This is a genomic window from Pedobacter terrae, assembly GCF_900100705.1.
Taxonomy (GTDB): domain Bacteria; phylum Bacteroidota; class Bacteroidia; order Sphingobacteriales; family Sphingobacteriaceae; genus Pedobacter; species Pedobacter terrae.
Genome location: NZ_FNCH01000005.1, coordinates 112553 through 130775, shown reverse-complemented (window position 1 = coordinate 130775; position 18223 = coordinate 112553). Strand labels below are relative to the sequence as shown.

At 38.3% G+C, this 18223-nt stretch carries 18 protein-coding genes and 1 tRNA gene; 4 read left to right on the top strand and 15 right to left on the bottom strand.

Annotated features, from left to right (window positions below):
• Window positions 1-4: 4 nt before the first annotated feature.
• The 14 genes from BLR60_RS08460 to BLR60_RS08390 all read right to left on the bottom strand — a co-directional run bounded on the left by BLR60_RS08460 (window position 5) and on the right by BLR60_RS08390 (window position 14623).
• Window positions 5-349: an antibiotic biosynthesis monooxygenase family protein gene (locus tag BLR60_RS08460; protein ID WP_090498742.1), complete on the bottom strand. Its 345-nt coding sequence runs from the start codon at window positions 347-349 to the stop codon at window positions 5-7.
• Window positions 350-381: 32 nt separating this feature from the next.
• On the bottom strand, window positions 382-1788 hold the full coding sequence (gene leuC, locus BLR60_RS08455) for a 3-isopropylmalate dehydratase large subunit (RefSeq protein ID WP_090498740.1): 1407 nt from the start codon (window positions 1786-1788) through the stop codon (window positions 382-384).
• A gap of 59 nt (window positions 1789-1847) precedes the next feature.
• Window positions 1848-3329: a ketol-acid reductoisomerase gene (ilvC, locus tag BLR60_RS08450; protein WP_090498738.1), complete on the bottom strand. Its 1482-nt coding sequence runs from the start codon at window positions 3327-3329 to the stop codon at window positions 1848-1850.
• Between the two features lie 117 nt (window positions 3330-3446).
• Window positions 3447-3908: a DinB family protein gene (locus BLR60_RS08445; RefSeq protein WP_090498736.1), complete on the bottom strand. Its 462-nt coding sequence runs from the start codon at window positions 3906-3908 to the stop codon at window positions 3447-3449.
• The gene (locus BLR60_RS08440; RefSeq protein ID WP_090499005.1) at window positions 3905-4303 is read right to left on the bottom strand and encodes a glyoxalase superfamily protein; all 399 of its coding nucleotides are present in this window, start codon (window positions 4301-4303) and stop codon (window positions 3905-3907) included. Before BLR60_RS08440 ends, BLR60_RS08445 begins: the two co-directional genes overlap by 4 nt.
• A gap of 81 nt (window positions 4304-4384) precedes the next feature.
• Window positions 4385-5023 carry an acetolactate synthase small subunit gene (ilvN, locus tag BLR60_RS08435; protein ID WP_090498734.1) on the bottom strand — a complete coding sequence of 213 codons (639 nt, stop codon included), beginning with the start codon at window positions 5021-5023 and terminating at the stop codon, window positions 4385-4387.
• A 129-nt stretch (window positions 5024-5152) separates the two neighbouring features.
• Window positions 5153-6904 carry a biosynthetic-type acetolactate synthase large subunit gene (gene ilvB, locus BLR60_RS08430; protein ID WP_394333565.1) on the bottom strand — a complete coding sequence of 584 codons (1752 nt, stop codon included), beginning with the start codon at window positions 6902-6904 and terminating at the stop codon, window positions 5153-5155.
• A gap of 21 nt (window positions 6905-6925) precedes the next feature.
• Window positions 6926-7486 carry an ORF6N domain-containing protein gene (locus BLR60_RS08425; RefSeq protein ID WP_090498732.1) on the bottom strand — a complete coding sequence of 187 codons (561 nt, stop codon included), beginning with the start codon at window positions 7484-7486 and terminating at the stop codon, window positions 6926-6928.
• 47 nt (window positions 7487-7533) lie between these two features.
• Window positions 7534-9216 carry a dihydroxy-acid dehydratase gene (gene ilvD / locus BLR60_RS08420; RefSeq protein ID WP_090498730.1) on the bottom strand — a complete coding sequence of 561 codons (1683 nt, stop codon included), beginning with the start codon at window positions 9214-9216 and terminating at the stop codon, window positions 7534-7536.
• Between the two features lie 244 nt (window positions 9217-9460).
• Window positions 9461-10039: an O-methyltransferase gene (locus BLR60_RS08415; RefSeq protein WP_090498728.1), complete on the bottom strand. Its 579-nt coding sequence runs from the start codon at window positions 10037-10039 to the stop codon at window positions 9461-9463.
• Window positions 10040-10144: 105 nt separating this feature from the next.
• On the bottom strand, window positions 10145-11035 hold the full coding sequence (ilvE, locus tag BLR60_RS08410; RefSeq protein ID WP_090498726.1) for a branched-chain-amino-acid transaminase: 891 nt from the start codon (window positions 11033-11035) through the stop codon (window positions 10145-10147).
• A 1037-nt stretch (window positions 11036-12072) separates the two neighbouring features.
• Complete coding sequence (gene atpC, locus BLR60_RS08400; RefSeq protein ID WP_090498725.1) at window positions 12073-12318, bottom strand: ATP synthase F1 subunit epsilon; 246 nt, start codon at window positions 12316-12318, stop codon at window positions 12073-12075.
• An 81-nt stretch (window positions 12319-12399) separates the two neighbouring features.
• Window positions 12400-13902, bottom strand: a complete 1503-nt coding sequence (atpD, locus tag BLR60_RS08395) for a F0F1 ATP synthase subunit beta (RefSeq protein WP_090498722.1) — start codon at window positions 13900-13902, stop codon at window positions 12400-12402.
• Between the two features lie 202 nt (window positions 13903-14104).
• Window positions 14105-14623 carry a hypothetical protein gene (locus BLR60_RS08390; RefSeq protein ID WP_090498720.1) on the bottom strand — a complete coding sequence of 173 codons (519 nt, stop codon included), beginning with the start codon at window positions 14621-14623 and terminating at the stop codon, window positions 14105-14107.
• Between the two features lie 94 nt (window positions 14624-14717).
• Here BLR60_RS08390 and BLR60_RS08385 point away from each other — a divergent pair, with 94 nt between their 5' ends.
• The 3 genes from BLR60_RS08385 (at window position 14718) to BLR60_RS08375 (ending at window position 16342) form a co-directional block, all read left to right on the top strand.
• A complete protein-coding gene (locus BLR60_RS08385; protein ID WP_090498718.1) occupies window positions 14718-15620 on the top strand; it encodes an SDR family oxidoreductase in 903 nt (300 codons plus the stop codon).
• Window positions 15621-15704: 84 nt separating this feature from the next.
• A complete protein-coding gene (locus tag BLR60_RS08380; protein ID WP_090498716.1) occupies window positions 15705-16169 on the top strand; it encodes a redoxin domain-containing protein in 465 nt (154 codons plus the stop codon).
• Window positions 16170-16268: 99 nt separating this feature from the next.
• A tRNA-Arg gene (locus BLR60_RS08375) sits at window positions 16269-16342 on the top strand.
• A gap of 357 nt (window positions 16343-16699) precedes the next feature.
• Here the strand turns inward: BLR60_RS08375 and BLR60_RS08370 are convergent.
• Window positions 16700-17071, bottom strand: coding sequence for a chorismate mutase (locus BLR60_RS08370; protein WP_090498714.1), 372 nt, complete (start codon window positions 17069-17071; stop codon window positions 16700-16702).
• 521 nt (window positions 17072-17592) lie between these two features.
• On the opposite strand from BLR60_RS08370, the gene BLR60_RS08365 reads away from it, so the two are divergent.
• The gene (locus tag BLR60_RS08365) at window positions 17593-18171 is read left to right on the top strand and encodes an RNA polymerase sigma factor (RefSeq protein WP_090498713.1); all 579 of its coding nucleotides are present in this window, start codon (window positions 17593-17595) and stop codon (window positions 18169-18171) included.
• Window positions 18172-18223 lie beyond the last annotated feature (52 nt).

The following is an 18223-nucleotide window of genomic DNA, read 5'->3' as shown; positions in this document are numbered from 1 at the left end:
ACTTTCAGCCTTCTACCTTAGTAAAGTGCTCTACTGTTGGAAAAGGATCGTAAAAGTGATGCAATAACTTTTTCCAATCCTGGTACGCTGCTGATCCTCTGAATCCTTCAGTATGTGCCTCCAGTGTTTCCCAGTTTACCAGCAGAATATATTTATCTTCTACCTCTACACATTTTTGAAGCTGATGTGAAATGTAACCTTCCCCATCAGAAATGATTTTTTGCGCTTCGCTGAAAGCTTTTTCAAAATCAGCCGATAAGCCGGCTTTTACATTTAATATGGCAACTTCTAGAACCCCCAACCCCCTTGAGGGGGCTTTTGATTGTATATTGGCTATATCATTCTTCATCGCAATTAGGTCCCCTTTAGGGGATTTTGGGGTTAAACCTTTTCGAGCATTTCCCTCACATCGGTAATTTTTCCGGTTACGGCTGCAGCTGCGGCTGTAAGTGGACTGGCCAATAAGGTACGTGCATTTTGTCCTTGTCTACCCTCAAAGTTTCTGTTTGAAGTGGACACACAATATTTACCTGCCGGGATTTTATCTTCATTCATGCCTAAACAGGCACTGCATCCCGGTTCGCGTAACTGGAAACCGGCGGCTTCGAAAATTTTATCCAGACCTTCGTTTTTAGCTTGTTGTTCTACCTGTTTTGAGCCTGGAACAATCCAAACCGTAACGTTATCCGCTTTGCGTTTATCTTTAACAAAATTGGCCACTTCACGTAAATCTTCAATGCGTGAGTTGGTACAGCTTCCAATGAAAACATAATCAACAGGTTTTCCGATCAATGATGAATCATCGTCGAAACCCATGTAATCCAAAGCTTTTTTGTAAGATACCTTTTCCGTTTCTGGTTGTGCTGTGGTTGCCGGAATATGTTCCTGAATACCCATTCCCATGCCTGGGTTGGTACCGTAAGTAATCATTGGGGCAATATCTGCAGCATCGAAAGTTAACACGCTATCAAATTTTGCATCAGCATCGCTATATAATGTTTTCCAGTAAGCTAAAGCTTTATCCCACTCTTCGCCAGCCGGAGCAAATTCTCTTCCTTTAATGTAATCGAATGTAGTTTGATCTGGTGCAATTAATCCACCACGTGCACCCATTTCGATACTCATATTACAGATGGTCATGCGGGCTTCCATACTTAACGATTCGATTGCCGAACCTGCATATTCGATGAAATAACCGGTACCACCGGCAGCAGAAATCTGTGCGATAATGTATAAGATAATGTCTTTTGCACCAACACCTTTTTCAAGCTCGCCGTTTACTTCAATTTTCATGGTTTTAGGTTTCGATTGCAGTAAACATTGCGTAGCGAAAACCTGCTCTACCTGCGAGGTACCGATACCAAATGCAATGGCACCAAAAGCACCATGTGTTGAGGTATGACTATCGCCGCAAACCATTGTTTTGCCTGGTAAGGTAATGCCTAATTCTGGACCGATAACATGTACAATACCCTGAAAAGGATGGCCTAATCCGTACAATTCTATCCCGAATTCCGCACAGTTTTTAGTGAGCATATCTACCTGATAGCGTGAAAGCTCTTCTTTAATCGGCAGTAATTGATTTAACGTAGGCACATTATGATCGGCAGTGGCCACCGTTTGTTTCGGACGAAAAACAGGCAATCCTCTTTTACGTAAGCCATCAAATGCCTGCGGTGAGGTAACCTCGTGTATTAAGTGTGTATCAATGTATAAAATATCAGGAAATCCTTCTTCACTTTTTACAACGTGAGCATCCCAAATTTTTTCTACTAATGTTTTTGACATCTTTTTATATAATTATTTAAACCTCGCAGGTTTTAAAAACCTGCGAGTTTGTAAGTTTACTATGCAGTTTTAATGGCTTTCATAGCCGTCATGGCTTTACGTAATGTAGCACCAATTTGCTCAACCTGATGGGAGCGGATTGCTTCGTTCACCTCGATCAATTGTCTGTTATCTACAGCGCCGTCTTTGCCCTCGTTAAAGTTTTTACCAACTAAATCGGTATCTACTTTTTTTATGAAATCACCTAAAAGTGGTTTGCAAGCCTGGTCGAATAAGTAACAGCCGTATTCAGCGGTATCAGAAATTACACGGTTCATTTCGAACAATTTCTTACGCGCAATGGTGTTGGCAATAAGTGGTGTTTCGTGTAAGGATTCGTAATAAGCCGACTCTGGTTTGATACCAGCTTGTACCATGGTTTCGAAAGCCAATTCAACACCGGCACGGACAAAAGCCACCATTAAAGTATAGTTATCGAAATATTCCTGCTCACCGATTTTAACATCGCCCGCAGGTGTTTTTTCGAATGCAGTCTCTCCAGTTTCAGCTCTCCACTTTAAAAGGTTTTGATCACCGTTTGCCCAATCTTCCATCATGGTACGGCTAAATTCGCCACTCATAATATCATCCTGGTGTTTTTGAAACAATGGACGCATGATATCTTTCAATTCTTCTGAAATTTCGAAAGCTTTAATTTTAGCTACATTGCTTAATCTATCCATCATAGCCGTAATACCACCTTGTTTTAAGGCTTCGGTAATTACCTCAACTCCGTATTGAACCAATTTAGAAGCATAACCTGCATCGATTCCTTTTTCTACCATTTTATCGAATGACAGGATAGAACCTGTTTGCAATAAACCGCAAAGAATGGTTTGCTCACCCATTAAATCTGATTTTACCTCAGCTACAAAAGATGATTTTAATACACCAGCTCTGTGACCGCCTGTACCAGCGCAATATGCTTTTGCCTGTGCCAATCCTTTACCTTGCGGATCGTTTTCAGGGTGAACTGCAATTAAAGTAGGAACACCAAAACCACGGACATATTCTGCTCTAACTTCACTACCCGGGCATTTAGGTGCAACCATAATCACAGTTAAATCTTTACGGATCTGCATGCCTTCTTCCACGATATTAAAACCATGAGAATATAACAAAGTAGCGCCCTCTTTCATTAAAGGCATAATTGCATTTACAACTGCTGTGTGTTGTTTATCTGGAGTAAGGTTGATTACAACGTCTGCATTTGGGATAAGTTCTTCGTAGGTGCCAACGGTGAAATTATTTTCAGTTGCATTTTTCCAAGAATCGCGTTTGCCTTCAATTGCTTCCTTACGTAAAGTGTAGCTTACATCTAAACCACTATCTCTTAAATTTAACCCTTGGTTTAAGCCTTGTGCGCCACAACCTACAATTACCAGTTTTTTACCTTTTAATGCGCTAACGCCATCTAAAAATTCAGAACTGTCCATGAAGTCGCAAACACCCAATTGGTTTAATTTTTCTCTAAGAGGTAATGTGTTAAAATAATTTGCCATTGTTTTTATTGGTTAATTTCTATTTAATTATCGTTTTATATTTCTATTTTTTTCCTTCGGTTTGATTTACACAGATGGTTTGATAACGCAGATTTTTATCTATTTCCATCTTCCATTTTACAAATGCTTTTTCAGCGCTGATGCATATCCGTAATGCACGTTATCATGACCGATGGTTGTAATCAATACTTCTTCTATACTGTTCAATTGCACGCCATAAGTTGCAGTTGTAAAAGGAGTAATGCTGCCGAATTTTCCTGCTTCATAGTCCGCTTTTATTTTTTCTATGCTTTCAATTGCGATGACTTTAAATTCGGCTACTTCCTGTTCTGTTACCAGGTAAGATGGCTTTGTATCCTTTTTATAAAACTCGTTAAATTTTACCGAAGCAGCATCTTGCAAAATACCTGTTCTAACATAACAAAGCGTTTGCGTGCTCACCACGATATGGCCAAAGTTCCAGATGATGTTGTTATTGTAACCATCGGGAATTTTATTCAACTGTTCGATCGTTAAGCTATCAACCAGCTTAATGAAGGCCGTTCTTGAGTTTATGATAAAATCAAATACTTCGTTCATATTTTTTCTTTAATCTCTGTATTTTCAGCTTCGTTTCGCTCTTCGTTAAAAGTAATTTGGTTAAAGAACGGGTCGTTTACGGTTACCGCCCAGGTTCCATGAAAAGTTTCTTCTAAGCCTGGTCTGTTATATTTGTAATTCTTTGCTGTTATTTCTTTATGAAATTCCTTTAAACCTACACAGTCAACATAAACGTGCGCACCAGGGGCACTATCTCCATGGTGTTCGCTTAAATGAAGTTCAAGACCGTTCAATGAAACCTGGATATAAACCGGGGAATTCTTTTCCAAGGGGTATTCCCAGTCTATTTTAAATCCAAGCCAGTTTACATAAAATTCGATTGCTTTATCGTAATCGAATATTCTTAAAATCGGTATGGTTTTATTGCATTTCATATTTTTTAGTTTAACCGCAAAGGGCATGAAGTTTTTTCGCAAAGGCCGCAAAGTATTGTACTTTTCCCTTCCGCCTTTCTACTACATCGTAAAAATTTTCTCTCCTTTATCTAAAAACTCGTTTTCTACTAATTCTTCCCCTGGTTCAAATGCTTCAAACTCTTTTAATTTTTCGTGAAAACCACTGCTATCTTTAATGATGGCTACTCTTGCTGAGCGAACAAATTCAATTAGCTCATACGGCTCTAAAGCTTTTACCAAAGCATCTGTTTCTTCGCGGTGACCGGTTACGGCGAAAACAGTATAATCTTTACGGATTACGACTGCGCTGGCACCATATTGTCTTAACAGACGCTCTACGGTTACTTTTTCTGCAATTTCATCAGTAGAAACCTTATAAAGAGCCAGTTCCTGCCAGATAATCTCATCGTTGGTATTAAAATAAACCTTTAATACTTCGATCTGCTTCTCAATCTGGCGGGCCAGTTTCCGTACTACTTCGTAGCTTTCCTGAATCACGATATTGAAACGGTGGATGCCATCAATTTCCGAAGGGGAGGTGTTAAGGCTTTCGATATTGATTTTCCTTTTCGAGAAAATAATCGCAATCCTGTTTAATAAACCGATGCGGTTTTCAGCATAAACCGTAATGGTATACTCCTGCTTACCGTCAAAATCGGCTTTTGCTGTTTTATGTTCTAATGTATTTTCAGTACTCATGATAATTTCTTTTATCTATTCTTCATTTCGGTCTTGTGAAGAAGTCTTTAAATGTGGCTAAAGGAAGATCTCTCCGTTTCGCTGCGCTACAGTCGAGGTGACGATTACGCCAGCTTTCACCTTATCCGCTTATTTCAATCTGATTTCACTTACGCTCATTCCTTGTGGCACCATCGGGAAAACATTATTTTCTCTGCCGACCATAACTTCAAGCAGGTAAGAACCTTCATGATTGATCATGGTTTCTAAGGCCTGTCTTAGGTTTACACGTTCATCAACTTTAGCCGCCTCGATGTAGTATGACTTTGCTAAAGCCACAAAATCAGGGCTGGTGATGTTAACAAATGAATAACGTTTATCATGAAATAATTGTTGCCACTGGCGAACCATCCCTAAGAAACGGTTGTTCAGGATCAGAATTTTAACAGCTGCACCAAACTGCATAATAGTACCCAGTTCCTGAGGGGTCATCTGGAAACCACCATCACCAATAATGGCGATAACCGTTTTATCTGGGGCACCATATTTAGCACCAATTGCGGCCGGTAAACCAAAACCCATGGTTCCTAAACCACCAGAAGTAATGTTGCTGCGGGTATTGTTAAATTTAGCATAACGACAGGCCACCATCTGGTGTTGGCCAACATCGGTAACAATTACAGCTTCGCCACCACAGATTTCGTTAATATTGCGCAATACTTCGCCCATGGTCATTTCATCACCGACAGGGTAAAGCTCAGGTGTAATAACCTGGTCTATTTCTTCCTGGTTATATTGTCTGAATTTCGCTAACCAGTCTTCGTGTGTGTTTTCGTTTACCAAGTTGGTTAATAGGGGTAGGGTTTCTTTGCAATCGCCCCAAACGCCCACTTCAGCCTTAACGTTTTTGTCAATTTCGGCAGGATCGATGTCTAAATGAACAATTTTAGCCTGTTTAGCATATTTATCTAAACGGCCGGTTACGCGGTCGTCGAAACGCATACCAATGGCAATAATTACATCAGCCTCATTTGTTAAAACGTTTGGACCATAATTACCGTGCATGCCCAACATGCCTACGTTTAGCGGGTGAGCTGTTGGAATGGCACCATCGCCCATAATCGTCCAGGCAGCAGGGATACCAGCTTTTTCAATAAAGGCTTTAAACTCTTTTTCAGCTTTTCCTAAAATAACGCCTTGACCAAACAATACAAAAGGTTTTTTAGCTTCATTAATCACTTCAGCAGCTTGCTCAATATATTCAACCCTAACTTTTGGTTTTGGGCGGTAACTGCGAATGTGGTTGCATTTTACATATTCAGGGAATTCCTCAAGCTGTAACTGTGCATTTTTGGTGATATCGATCAATACAGGACCTGGTCTGCCGCTTTTAGCAATGTAAAAAGCTTTAGCCAGTACTTCCTGGATCTCTTTGGCATCGGTAACCTGGTAGTTCCATTTGGTAACAGGAGTAGTAATATTAATCACATCAGTCTCCTGGAAGGCATCTGTTCCCAATAAGTGAGCAAAAACCTGTCCTGTAATGCAAACCAATGGTGTACTATCTATTTGTGCATCTGCTAAACCAGTAACCAGGTTGGTTGCGCCCGGTCCGCTGGTGGCGAAACAAACCCCCACTTTGCCGCTTGCACGTGCAAAACCTTGAGCAGCATGAATACCACCTTGCTCATGGCGAACTAATATATGTTCTAATTTATCGGCATAATCATAAAGAGCATCATAAATAGGCATGATTGCTCCTCCAGGATAACCAAAAATGGTGGTTACACCCTCTTCAATTAATCCATTCAACAACACCTGAGAGCCTGTACCTTTAAATAAGGTTTTTGAGGTTTCTGCTTTCGCCCCGGTTTGTTGCATTGTTTCTTGTGCAGTTTCCATAGTTATGTTTTTGCGGTTCTATTATTCTTTAATTTTAAACCCTATTCTTTCCCTGTCTTTCCACTTTATCTGAGCAATTTTCTCATCAATCAGGTTTTCCATGGCATCATAAAGTTCGTTCAGCTGAACATCATGTTCCCCAATCCGTTCATTAATCTCGGTTAACTGTTCGTTAATGTTGCTTTGTTTCAGCAATATTTTACGGACATCAACAAAAGCCCTCATAATGGCAATATTCATGTTGATGGCCTTGTCACTTTTTAAAATGCCACTTAGCATTGCAACGCCTTGCTCTGTAAAGGCATATGGCAAAGCTGAGTTTGGTCTTTTGGTTGGGTATGTCATCACAAATTGTGATGACATACCCAGATTTAGGTTTTCAATTTGAGTCATGATGCCCTCAAACTCATGTCTGGTGAGCTGAAACATAAAATCATCTGGAAAACGTTTGATGTTGCGCTTTACCGCTTGATTTAATACTCTGGTTTCCACTTCATAAAGTACTGCCAGATCAAAATCGAGCATTGCTCTTTCTCCCCGGATTTCATAAATCCTATTTTGAATACTCTTAATTATTTGCATAATCTGTTTATTTAGTAATCAACTAATCCAGGGATGATTTTTTGATTTTAGTATTCGTCAGTTACGCAACCACTTGCTGCGTCTGAAACTGTTTTAGCATATTTATATAAAACACCTTTTGTTACTTTCAATGCCGGTTGTACATATTTTTTTCTGCGTTCGGCAATTACTTCTTCACTCACCTGTAAACTGATGATGTTGTTTACCGCGTCGATCAAAATGCGGTCTTCATCTTCGACAAGGCCGATTAAACCACCTTTGTAAGATTCAGGTGTGATGTGACCAACAACGAAACCATGTGTACCACCAGAAAACCGGCCATCAGTAATTAAAGCTACCGATTTACCTAAGCCGGCACCAATGATGGCTGAAGTTGGTTTTAACATCTCTGGCATACCAGGTGCACCAACCGGACCAGAATTTTTAATTACGATAACATCACCTGGTTGAACACGACCACTCGAAATACCAGCAATTAAATCGTGCTCACCATCAAAAACACGCGCCGGACCTTCAAATTTTTCACCTTCTTTACCGCTGATTTTTGCTACAGAACCTTTTTCGGCCAGGTTTCCATAAAGAATTTGTAGGTGACCTGTTGCTTTGATGGGTTCGTTTAGTTTTTGAATGATTTTCTGATCGTAATCCATAATGGATTTTACATCAGCAAGATTTTCAGCCACTGTTTTACCGGTAACGGTTAAGCAATCGCCATGAAGTAAACCCTCATTCAGCAAATATTTTAATACCGCAGGGATACCGCCATATTGGTGTAAATCCTGCATCAGGTATTTTCCGCTAGGTTTAAAATCGGCAAGTACCGGTGTTACATCGCTCATGCGTTGGAAATCATCCTGTGTAATTTCTACTCCGATAGCTTTACCCATCGCAATAAAGTGCAATACGGCATTGGTACTTCCACCTAATATAATGATTGAACGAATAGCATTTTCGAATGCTTTGCGCGTCATGATATCTGATGGCTTGATATCTTTTTCTAATAATATTTTGATGTATTTACCTGCATCTAAACATTCTTGTTTTTTCTCCGGGCTTATGGCTGGATTTGAAGATGAATAAGGTAAGCTCATACCCAAGGCCTCAATGGCTGATGCCATGGTATTGGCGGTATACATCCCGCCACATGCGCCTGCACCAGGGCAGGTATGTTTGATGATGCCCTGATAATCTTCATCAGAAAGATTACCACAGATTTTTTGTCCCAATGCCTCGAATGCCGAAACAATATTTAATTCTTCACCTTTGTAATGGCCTGGAGCAATTGTACCGCCATAAACCATAATGGAGGGACGATCTAAACGCGCCATGGCCATAATGGCGCCTGGCATATTTTTATCACATCCAGGAATAGAAATGATGCCATCGTAATACTGCCCGCCGCAAATGGTTTCAATACTATCGGCAATTACATCGCGACTAACCAATGAATAACGCATACCATCTGTACCGTTGCTCATTCCATCACTTACGCCAATGGTGTTAAAAACCAAGCCCACTAAATCATTTTTCCAAACCCCTGCTTTGACGTCTTTTGCAAGGTCGTTTAAGTGCATGTTGCAAGTGTTGCCATCGTAGCCCATACTTGCAATACCTACCTGTGCTTTTGCCATATCAGCATCGGTTAAACCGATTCCATAAAGCATAGCCTGAGCAGCAGGTTGGGTTGGATCTTGTGTAAATGTTTTACTGTACTTGTTTAATTCGCTCATTGTTTAAAATGTATATTCTGGTTCTGTTAGTTATCATATTTTGAGGCAAAAAAAAACCGCCTCTTTTAGGAGGCGGTTTCGATACTGTATATTTTATATTATACGCAACGATTTCCACCTCTTTTTTTAGAAATGACAATAATTAAGTTGCTAATGATGTTTGTATTTGTATTCATGTCGTTGACTGAACTACAAACATACTAACTTCTTTAAAAATGCAAAGAACTATTTTACTGTATTTCTCTTATTTTTTTACCCCGATTACAATTCCTGTTGCCCAAACTTGTTTGGTTAAATGCAAATCATCACGGGATTCTAAATCCTTAATCAACTTAATTGCTTTTTCCTGATGACCATCAGGCCAATTTTGTTGAGGCAACATATCATCAATGATATAAAGGCCGCCTTTGTTGAGCATAGCAATTGCTTCGTCTAAAAGCAGGTATTTTCCATGCCAGGTATCTGCAAATATGTAATCGAATTTTTTGCCTTCATTTTCTTCGAACCAAACTGCGCCATCAATATTAACTAAGCTTAAACGATCATCATGGCCAAGATAATCTTTCGCAATGGCTAAAAATTTAGCGTCGTTATCTATTGATATCAACGTGCTATCCTTATCCAGGCCATCCAATATCCACGAAGTAGATAAGCCTGTTCCGGTGCCAAGTTCCAAAAATTTACCCGAAGGTTTAGACGCGGCGAGTGTTTTAAGTAAAGAGCAGGTTAACACGTCAGAAGCCATATCAAATCCAGACGCCTTAGTGGCAGCATTTATTTGCTGATAGGATTTTGGATAATTTTGATTGATTTCTTCAGTCATCTTTTTTTAATTGCGCGTTGTTGTTTCAATTTCTTTTGGCTCATCTTTTAATAGCATGTATACTCATCTGGTATGAGCCATTTGACCATAAACTATTAACCCACTTTAAATGATCACTTCGTAATTTACTTTTTCAAGCACCAGGTTTTTATAGGCACGTTGTATGGTATAACCAACAGATTCTCTCCATAACGGGCGATAAACAATATCATCGATAGAAGCAATGCCTGCTATTTCGGTTGCTGTTCCACATAAAAAAGCACTATCGGCATTTTTAAGGTCTTCTATGGTGAGTTTTTTCTCGATACATTCTATATCCAAAACATTGCACAATTCTTTAACTGTTGCTCTGGTAATACCAGGTAAAATATTGCCTGGCGATGGGGTATATAATTTGCCATCTTTCTCGAGGAAAATATTTGCTCCGGAGGCTTCAGCGACAAAGCCATGCATATCTAAAAGTAAAGCTTCGTCGTAACCATTAATATTTGCTGCTGTAGTAGCTAAAATAGAATTAACATAGTTTCCACTCAGTTTCGCTTCCATCGGAACCGATTTTGGATTTGGTCTTTCGTAATCAGAAACAGTTAATTTTAATAATTTGTTACCCGAATAGGCATCCCATTCCCAAGCGCATATTAAGATTGAAACTCCACTTGGTTCATTTAATTTCATGTTAGGGTGGCAAAACACCAAGGGGCGGATATAGGCATCTTTCAGCTTGTTTAACTGAAGCAATTTATAGGTTGCAGCAATTAATTCCTGTTTATCCCATGGAAAAGGAATGTTTGCCAATTGGCAGGAACGCTCCAGGCGGTCGAAATGGGCTGCAGCTTTGAAAATGCGGTTACCATTGTGCGTTTTATAGGCTCTAATACCCTCGAAGGCAGCATAACCGTAATGCAACGATTGTCCGTAAAGATCGGTACTACTGTTTACCGCCTTTTCAAAAGCCCCATTAAGGTAAATAATCGTATTAGAATTATAGTATTTCATAATACTGTGTTTTGTTATTTAAAAAAAGCGTCCCGTTTGTATCGGGACGCTTTAAGTATATTTAGTTTTTTTAAATCTATTTAAACTGCGTCCGCTTCCTGCCTAAAATATTTAGGAGTAGAAGGTTAAGTAAAATGACAGGAAACAACACCACGCTAACAACCGTAGCGGCTAATGCTTTTGGGTTAAAGGTGTGATTTTCAATCGTCATGATTATCTTATTGTTTATAAAACCAATTTAGTTTTTGGTTCATTAATATGCAAGAGAAATCAAAAAAAAGTTAATTCGGAATATTATTCTTTAATTTGTTTTTTTATCGGAATATTATTCTTTATAGGGATTGAATTAGTTATTTAATGCCGATTGATGTAGACTAAATATCAAAACGGTATATAGTCTATTTGTTATGCTTGCATTATAAAATTTCTATTTTTCTGCCTGAAATGAGTAAAAGTGCGTTAAAAATTGAAAATTTTGAGGGTAAATTGAGGTATTTATTGATGATTCCAAGTAGGAAATTAATGCATACCTGAATCAGCTTGTTGCTTATTGGTTAATAACGATTATAAATTTATAATCAGAAAGTCGTACAGTTAGCAAGTTTGCACATACTCGCTTATTAATAAAAATAAAGCATTGTGCTTCTGTTGGCAGCTTATTAAGTAATAAAGATAGAATTACGTGGCAATTGCAAATGGTTTAATATTTTCGAACGCCTTCTGTTTTCATTTAGTTCATTTTGATTGCCTTTCTTTTCCAACTTATTGGATGGAGTTATCGTTAAGTCATGAATGTTTTTGTGAATGACTAATCATCCTCAATTTTTGCGCCCAATAGTTTGGATTTCTAGCGGCATTTTAAGAACCCTGATACCATTCCATATTTTTTCTGTGTCTTTGGATCCAAATGACAATATCATGATTTCGAGTGCTGACTAACGCCAAAGATAAGCAGTTGTTTTTGGATATATGAAAAACAAAAAAAAGCCTTCTGATTTTAAAATCAGAAGGCTTTCCAAATGAGTTGATTATTTTGATTAAGCGATACCTTCGGCTAAAACCACAATTTTATTATGGATAGCTTCAACCACACCACCTTTGATAAAAAAGCGTTGCTCGTCAGCTTTGTTCGCTTTAATAATAACTTCTCCATCTTCCAAAGTTGAGATGATCGCCGCATGGTCTCTTAAAATCTGAAAAGAACCTAAAGTACCAGGAACCGTAACTGCTGTTACTTCACCTTCGAAAACTTTTTTATCTGGAGTTAATATTTCTAAATTCATTTTGAATAGATTTGAGATTTGAGATATAAGATTTGAGACCAAGTCTCTCTCATATCTCATATCTAGTGTCTCACGTCTCTCTTAGTTCGCTTCTGCTAATAATTTTTTACCTTTTTCGATGGCATCTTCAATGCTACCAACCAAGTTAAATGCAGCTTCAGGATACTCATCAACTTCACCATCCATGATCATGTTAAAACCTTTAATGGTATCTTTAATGTCAACCAATACGCCTTTTAAACCTGTAAACTGCTCAGCTACGTGGAAAGGTTGAGATAAGAAACGTTGAACACGACGTGCTCTTGATACTACTAATTTATCTTCTTCAGATAATTCGTCCATACCTAAGATGGCGATGATATCCTGTAATTCTTTATAACGTTGTAAAGTTTCTTTAACACGTTGTGCAGTGTTATAGTGTTCATCACCTAAAACCGCTGGAGAAAGAATACGTGATGTAGAATCCAATGGATCTACCGCAGGGTAAATACCTAACTCGGCAATTTTACGCGAAAGTACTGTAGTTGCATCTAAGTGGGCAAAAGTAGTTGCCGGAGCCGGGTCAGTTAAATCATCCGCAGGTACATATACCGCTTGTACTGATGTAATTGATCCACGTTTTGTTGAAGTAATACGTTCCTGCATTAAACCCATCTCCGTTGCCAATGTTGGTTGGTAACCTACGGCTGATGGCATACGGCCTAATAAAGCCGATACCTCAGAACCTGCCTGGGTAAAACGGAAGATGTTATCAACGAAGAAAAGGATGTCTTTTCCAGCGCCTTCGCCATCACCATCACGGAAATATTCTGCAACCGTTAATCCTGATAATGCTACACGTGCACGTGCGCCAGGAGGCTCGTTCATTTGACCGAAAACCAATGTTGCTTTAGATTCTTTTAATTTTTCAGTATCAACAGCTTTCAAATCCCATCCACCTTTTTCCATTGAATGTAAGAATTCGTCACCATAGTTGATTACACCAGACTCGATAAACTCACGAAGTAAATCGTTACCTTCACGGGTACGCTCACCAACACCTGCGAATACTGATAAACCAGCATAAGCTTTAGCGATGTTGTTAACCAACTCCATAATCAATACCGTTTTACCTACACCAGCACCACCGAACAAACCGATTTTACCACCTTTAGCGTAAGGCTCTAATAAATCGATTACTTTGATACCTGTAAAAAGCACCTCAGTTTCAGTAGATAAATCTTCGAACTTAGGAGGGGTTGCATGGATAGGACGACCATCTGTTTTATCAACTGTGTTGATACCGTCAATTGCTTCTCCAACTACATTAAATAAACGACCTTTAATCTGGTCGCCAACTGGCATTTTAATCGCAGCGCCAGTATCAACTACTTGCATACCACGAACCAAACCATCGGTAGAGTCCATCGAAATTGCACGTACACGGTCTTCACCTAAGTGCTGTTGAACTTCTAAAACAATTTTTTGTCCATTTTCTTTCGTTATCTCTAACGCATCAAAAATTTTAGGTAGATGGGCATCATCAGCAAAGCTAACGTCAACCACAGGGCCGATAATTTGTGCTATTTTTCCTAAGTTAGGCATATCTGTTGTGAGTAAATTTATTACAGTCAATGAATTAAAGCTGTTTATAGGGGCTCCAATTCGGTTGGCAAAGTTAAGTTATTCTTGCTGAATTTTAAATATATATTACAAAATTTTTTAACACACGAAATGTTATCATATTTAAGCGAAAAATTCGCTCAAAAACCTTTTATTTTTAAATCATTAAATCGCAATGAAAACATTAAAAAGTATAACCCAGTCCAATACCTATGGTTAATAGGGTTTCATCCCCTGTTATCAGGAGTGCGCCGGTTCTGTACATCAATCCTCCTGTGGGTTTTTGATGTCTGAAACCAGCCCTTATCATTACCGGGGTATTAACGGCTTTGTTATCAAAATTATAATCATATCCGTTAATGGTAAGTAATTGTCCGGAGAAACCATTTAACGGTTTTAATATGGTTAAACCAATGCCTGTTTCGAAGAAATTTTTAGATGTGTTGCTTTTGCTTAAGAGCAGGTTTACCTCCAGTGGAAAAATCAAAACATCTTCGAGGGTTGAAAAACCAACTCTGGGTACAATTTTTATTTGATTACTTACTTGAAATATCCTGTCGTAATTGACTGAATATACACCGCCATTTCCTAGAAGTTCGGCATAAATACTGTTTTTTTTGAGGTGAGGTTGAGTCAATGTTGAATCCTGAGCAATCGCTTTAAGGCTAAACAGAAATAATAGAGCAGTTAAGATGGGTTTCATCGTTATATTTGGTTCTCGAATGGATTAGTTTGGAATTTTATCATAAACCTATTACAATTAGTCGTAAATGACAAATATCAATTTAATATAAAGGATGAAAAGAATACTGGTTACCGGTAGCAACGGGCTTTTGGGGCAAAAAATAACAGAAAAAGTACTGGCTGAAGGGCGGGTAAAGCTGATCACTACTTCAGTAGGGGCAAACCGTTATCCTGTTAAGGCAGGATATGAATATGCGGAAATGGATATCTTAAACCCTGAACAGGTAAAAGCGGTTATTGAAAAATATCGCCCTGATTCGGTTATCCATACTGCTGCATTGACGAATGTAGATGCCTGCGAAGCCAATAAGGATCTTTGTAATCGGTTAAATGTTGATTCGGTCGCCACCTTATTGTCTGTCTGTGAAGAAAAAAATATCCAGTTGATCCATTTGAGTACCGATTTTGTTTTTGATGGCAAAAACGGACCTTATAGAGAGGAAGATGCCGTAAATCCGGTTAGTTATTATGGCGAATCGAAAGTGATGGCTGAGGTGCTGATCAGAAATTCAAAAGCAAATTATGCCATTTTAAGGACCATATTGGTATATGGCATTAGCCATGATATGAGCCGGAGCAATATTGTGCTGTGGGCTAAGGCCGCCTTAGAAAAAGCATCGCCCATCAATGTCGTGAACGACCAGTGGCGAATGCCAACCCTAGCTGAAGATTTGGCTGAGGCCTGCCTGTTAGCTGTTGAGCGAGATGCCAGAGGGATTTACCATATCTCTGGCGAAGATTACATGAGCATTGCCGATTTAGTAAGAAAAGTTGCCGATTATTGGAAACTGGATCATTCGTTTATTAATGAAATCAGTTCAGCCAGTTTAAACCAACCGGCTAAACGACCTGAAAAAACAGGATTTGTGCTGGATAAGGCCATAAAAGATTTAGGATACAATCCGCATTCTTTTGAGGAAGGATTGTTAGTTTTGGAACAACAGATGGCGGGGTAGTCCTGGGTCGGCAGTCTTAAGTCGGGAGTCTTAACATCATTAAACAATAAAATACTTTACATTATACCTTAAATAAAAAATACAATGGCATTACAAGTTGGCGATACCGCCCCAGATTTTAAATTATACAGTTCTGATTTAACAGAAGTTTCGCTTTCTGGCTTTAAAGGCAAAAAAGTAATTATTCACTTTTTTCCGATGGCTTTTACCGGAACCTGTACAGAACAGTTATGTACCATGCGTGATAATTTCAGTTATTATGAGGGAATAGATGCACAGGTAATCGGTATTTCTGTAGATTCTCCTTTCTCGTTAGGTAAATTTAAAGAAGAGCAAAGTTACCAGTTCCCATTATTATCTGATTTCAACAAAGAAGTATCAGCAGCATATGGTGCTTTTTATGATGAATTTGCGTTCGGATTAAAAGGTGTTTCTAAGCGGGCAGCCTTTGTGATTGATGCAGAAGGAAAAATTGCTTATGCCGAAGTTTTGGAAAATGCAAAGGATTTGCCTGATTTCAAAGCAATTAATGATGCTTTAAAGGCATAAGGGAAAATTTGCAAAGAATTATTTTGAGATTTTTTTAAAATTTAGTTGGAAATTAAAATATCAAATTATACCTTTGCAGTCCGTTAACGATACGGAAACGCATTTGTAGCTCAATTGGATAGAGCATCTCACTACGGATGAGAAGGTTTGGGGTTCGAATCCCTACAAGTGCACTGAAAAGGGAGAATTGAAAAATTCTCCCTTTTTTATTATAACAAGGTTTAACTGTCTCATTTTTAATTTGTTATTTTTAAAAATCAAGCAGCAGATCTATAACTCTCGCCTTTCCAGGGTGTCCGATTTATTGTAAAATACTTAACGCCTGGAAAAAGTTCCATTCGCCTATCCAGAATATTGAATCCGCATTAGAAGATTTCCAAACCTTAGAACAGCAGTTTTCAATATATCGATTTTCTCTTTGTAAGCGTTCAACCATCTGCGGTAGTATCTGGATCTAGGATGGTTTAGACCGGAAATTCCTGAGGAACAAACCATGATATTCAATAAAATCATGAAGCTGAACGCACTTATTATCCGGAATGGCCTGATTTTATTTCCTCTTCTTTTCTTAAACTTTCTTTGTGAATGGCATTGAAAACTTCAGTTACAAAATCCGGCGATAAATCATGCTTTTTACCCGCTGCTATATTTCTATCCAGCACCTGCTGAAAACGTGCGGCCTGTAAGGGTGGGATGTGGTTCTTTGCTTTATAAATCCCTATTTCTTTCACTATAAGTTCGCGCTGTCCCAATAATTCAATGAGTTGCTGATCTAAGGAATCTATTTTTTTTCTATTACTTTCCAATGGGTTCATGGTAGAGGATGGAAAAGTTGATTGTGCAAACAGGCGGTCGCTGCCAATGATGAGTAAGGTGACGAGTAAAATTTTTTGAAGTTTCATAACCCATTAACGTCAATTGAAACGTAATTGATATTAAAAGTTTCATTATTATTTATAGAAAGCAGACTATAATAAATTTTTAATATTAAATAAAGGATGTTCTTACAATGATTTAATGTTAACAATAATTTTCATTTGTTAAGCTGCTTATATCAATCGTATATCTATATGCTTATTTTATTGTCCCGGGAGATAGTGTTGTTTGCATAACAATTCTCTATTAACAAATAAACCTTACAAAATTGCACTAAATGTAAGAATCCTTAAACTTATAGGGTAAAAGAGGGTTTCTTTTAGTATTCCTCCATAACATTATTATTTCCAGATTAAAAAGACCCACACTCACCTCACATTAAATATTTCAATGGATAAATGCGGATGCTTAAAGTTGAACAAACTGGGCTATTTATTCAGAATAATATTCAATTAAGAAACAAGATTATCCGAATCATTATTATATTGTTATTGGTGTGCTTTACCCATTTCTATTTACAATAAATAAGTTCTATTTTTACTCATCAATGGACCAGGACTATGCCACATATGATGACGACAAGTTACTTTCGCTATTAATAGATCGGGATAACAGGGCTTTTTCAGAAATTTACAGCAGATACTGGCCATTACTCTATAAACATGCCTTACGGATGCTCAAAGATGAGAACGAGAGTGAGGATGTAGTTCAGGAAGTATTTACCAGGCTTTGGCAGAAAGCGCCTCACTTACCGTCTGACACTTCAATTGGTGCCTATCTTTATGTTTCTACCAGAAATGCGATTCTGAATTTTTTCAGTAAAAACCAGGTACACCATGCTTATTTGACAGATCTTGGCCAATTTTTGGATCAGGCGCAGGAAATTACCGACCACCTCATCAGAGAAAAGATTTTAGCCAAACTTATTGAAGAGGAAATTGAAAAACTTCCTCCCAGAATGCGCGAAGTTTTCGAATTAAAGCGAAAACAAAACCTTTCCTATAAAGAAATTGCAGGCATTATGGATATTTCTGAACTTACTGTTAAAACGCAGATGAATAAAGCTATTACTACGTTGCGAACTAAATTTGGTCATCATTTGCCGTTCTTTTTTATCGCATTTTAGCGCTTCTCCCAGAAAATTTAATAAAAAAGTAACTTTTTTTTAATATTGAATA